5 protein-coding genes are annotated in these 3,334 nt (G+C 65.9%); all 5 read left to right on the forward strand.

The genetic code is table 11. From position 1 onward, the window contains the following. Positions 1 to 1,020: GDP-mannose 4,6-dehydratase (locus tag A2X88_05510; protein ID OGP33633.1), on the forward strand; the 1,020-nt coding region annotated here is incomplete at its 5' end. 73 nt (positions 1,021 to 1,093) lie between these two features. After that, positions 1,094 to 1,591, forward strand: coding sequence for a hypothetical protein (locus A2X88_05515; protein ID OGP33634.1), 498 nt, complete (start codon positions 1,094 to 1,096; stop codon positions 1,589 to 1,591). After that, on the forward strand, positions 1,588 to 1,779 hold the full coding sequence (locus A2X88_05520) for a hypothetical protein (protein ID OGP33635.1): 192 nt from the start codon (positions 1,588 to 1,590) through the stop codon (positions 1,777 to 1,779). Before A2X88_05515 ends, A2X88_05520 begins: the two co-directional genes overlap by 4 nt. A gap of 24 nt (positions 1,780 to 1,803) precedes the next feature. Continuing rightward, a complete protein-coding gene (locus A2X88_05525; GenBank protein OGP33636.1) occupies positions 1,804 to 2,823 on the forward strand; it encodes a GDP-fucose synthetase in 1,020 nt (339 codons plus the stop codon). Further along, on the forward strand, positions 2,807 to 3,334 hold a 528-nt coding region (locus tag A2X88_05530; protein OGP33637.1), incomplete at its 3' end, for a hypothetical protein. The genes A2X88_05525 and A2X88_05530, both read left to right, overlap by 17 nt.

Genomic DNA, 3,334 nt, shown 5'->3' on the forward strand with positions numbered 1-3,334 from the left:
GGGATCACCGGGCAGGACGGGTCCTACCTCGCCGAGTTCCTGCTGGAGAAGGGCTACGAGGTGCACGGGATCATCCGTCGCGCCTCGACCTTCAACACGGGCCGGCTCGACCACATCTACATCGATCCCCACAAGCCCGAGGCGAGGATGTTCCTCCACTACGGGGACCTCGCCGACCCCAGCCAGCTGACCAACCTGATCTACAACGTCCGCCCCGACGAGATCTACCACCTCGGCGCGCAGAGCCACGTCCGGGTCTCCTTCGACATCCCGGAGTACACCGGCGACGTCACCGGGCTTTCGACCACCCGGATCCTGGAGGCGCTGCGTCGGGCGAACGGGAAGGCCCGCTACTACCAGGCCTCCTCCAGCGAGATGTTCGGCGCTTCGCCGCCGCCGCAGAGCGAGAGGACCCCGTTCCACCCGCGCTCCCCGTACGGGGTCGCCAAGGTATACTCCTACTGGATGGCGGTGAACTACCGGGAGGCCTACGGGATCTTCGCGAGCAACGGGATCCTCTTCAACCACGAGTCCCCGCGGAGAGGAGAGACCTTCGTCACGCGCAAGATCACCCGGGCGGTGGCCGCTATCAAGGCTGGGAAACAGAAGGCCCTCTACCTGGGGAACCTCGACGCCCGGAGGGACTGGGGGTACGCCCTCGAGTACGTGGAGGCGATGTGGCGGATCCTCCAGCACGACCGGCCAAAGGACTTCGTCGTGGGGACCGGGCAGTCCCATTCGGTAAAGGAGTTCCTCGAGGAGGCCTTCGCCTACGCCGGGCTCGACTGGAAACAGTACGTGAAGATCGACCCGAAGTATTTCCGCCCCACGGAGGTGGAAAACCTGGTCGCGGACGCCTCGAAGGCGAAGCGGCTCCTCGGCTGGGAGCCGAAGGTGACCTTCAAGGACCTGGTCCGGATCATGGTGGACGCCGACATGGAGGAGGCGGGGCTTTCCCCTCCCGGCGAGGGGCGGAAGATCCTCGCCCGCCACGGCTACCCCGTCCCGGCGAAGCTGTAGCCGGCAGTAAGAACTGGGACGTTCCTAAGAACTTTTCATGCTTCGGGGCATCCCGGAGGCGGTTTGAACGGATATGTTTTATATTGAGCTGTTCCGGGTGTTGCGGGAGGAGGGGGTCCGCTACCTCGTCACCGGCGGATTGGCCATGAACCTGCATGGCATCCCAAGGATGACGGCCGACGTCGACCTGTTTGTTGAACTGGGGGAAAACAACATCCGGAAATTTTTGGCCGCGATGAGGGCCCTGGGATTTTCCCCCGCGGTTCCCGTGCCGCCGGAGGCGCTCGCGGACCCTGCGGAGCGGTCCAGGTGGCGGCGAGAGAAGAACATGGTTGTTCTGACCTTCAAAAGCGCGAAGCGCCCGGCCCTCGCCATCGATGTCTTCATCGAGGAGCCGATGCCGTTCGATTCCGCCTACGACCGGCGGAAGCGGGTGTATGCGGAGAACGGGAAGCTGGAGATCCCGGTGGTCGGCGAGGCGGATCTGATCTCCATGAAGGAGCGGTCCGGACGGCAGCAGGACCTGTCGGACATCGATGCTCTCCGCAGGATCCAGAAGGGGGACGCATGACCGATCCCGAAGGTGGATACCGGTATTACGTGTCGGATGAGCGGATCCGCGAGTGGGAGAAGGTCCCCGTGGAGGAACGGCTCCGCTGGCTGGAGGAGGCGAACGAGTTTCTTTATTCCGTGCAGGATCCGCAGACGAGGGAAGTCTGGGAGGCGTTTCGGCGAGGAGAGCTGGGGGGAAGTTCTTAGGAACGTCCCTGTTCTGGGGGGGGGATGAGTTTCTGGAAGGGGAAAAAGATCCTGGTGACCGGCGGCTCCGGCTTCCTGGGCCGCTCCGTGATCGCGAAGCTGCTCGAGCGGGGGGTCCGCCCCCGCGATATCTTCGTCCCGCGCTTCACCGACTACGACCTGCGCTTCCAGGTGGCCTCCGCCCGGGCCGTCAAGGGGCAGGATCTGGTGATCCACCTGGCCGCGAACGCGGGGGGGATCGGCTGGAACCGGGCCCACCCGGGGGCGCTCTTCTACGACAACGCCGCGATGGGAATCCTCCTGATGGAGGAGGCGCGCCGGGCCGGCGTGGAGAAGTTCCTCCAGGTCGGCACCGTCTGCGCCTACCCGTTCCGGCCGCCCCGGATCCCCTTTCTGGAGGAGGACCTCTGGGAGGGGTATCCGGAGCCGACCAACGCCCCCTACGGGATCGCCAAGAAGGCGCTCCTGGTGATGAGCCAGGCCTACCGGCAGGAATACGGCTTCAACGCGGTCTACCTGCTCCCGGTGAACCTCTACGGTCCCGGCGACCACTTCTTCGAGCCGGAGAAGTCGCACGTCATCCCGGCGCTGATCAGGAAGTTCGTCGACGCCCGGGAGGAGAACGAGGCGGTGGTCACGATCTGGGGGAGCGGGTTCCACGAGGGGACGCCGGTCTCCCGGGAGTTCCTCTATGTGGACGACGCGGCCGAGGCGGTCGTGATGGCGGCCGAGCGGTACGACAAGCCGGATCCGGTGAACGTGGGGTCGGGGCAGGAGATCCCGATCAACGACCTGGTGGAGAGGATCCGGGAGATGACCGGCTACAAGGGCAAGATCGTCCGCGACACCTCGCGGCCGGACGGCCAGCCGCGCCGCTGCCTGGACACCTCCCGCGCCCGCGAGGAGTTCGGCTTCACGGCGGCCACCCCCTTCGAGGAGGGTCTCCGGAAGACGATCGCCTGGTACGAGGAGTCGCGGGAGGCGATACTTCCGCCGAAGGAGGGGAAGCCCGCGGGGGGAAGGAAGGGTGCCCGGAGAGGATGAGGAGGAGCACGGACGCCGGGAGAATGTGCAGGTGAAGTGGACGTGGTACCTGGTCAAGACGAAACCGCTCAATGAAATCCGGGTCCACTCGCGCCTGACGGGCGCCGGCTACGAATGCATCTTCCCCAGGATGCGCAGGAAGAACCGGAGAACGAAGGCGCTCGAGCTGGGTCCCCTGTTCCCCACCTACCTCTTCGTCCGGTTCGCGTTAGAGCAGCTGCGCACCATCCGGTACACCCACGGGGTGGCCCGCGTCGTCTCCTTCGGGCCGGAGCCGCAGGAGGTGGGGGAGGAGATCATCGAGGCGGTGCGTGCCCGGATGGACGAGGAGGGGATCGTCACCCTGGTCCGGCCTCCCGCCGACTGGAAGCCGGGGCAGCGGATCCGGATCGGGGAGGGGCCCTTCGAGGGGCTGGAGGCGATTTTCGTGGAGGAGCTTCCCGACCGGGACCGGGTGGTCCTCCTGCTGGACGCGGTGTCGAGCTACAAGGTGACGATTCCGAAGGAGCAG

This window comes from Deltaproteobacteria bacterium GWC2_65_14, from assembly GCA_001797615.1.
Classification (GTDB): Bacteria; Desulfobacterota; Deferrimicrobia; order Deferrimicrobiales; family Deferrimicrobiaceae; genus GWC2-65-14.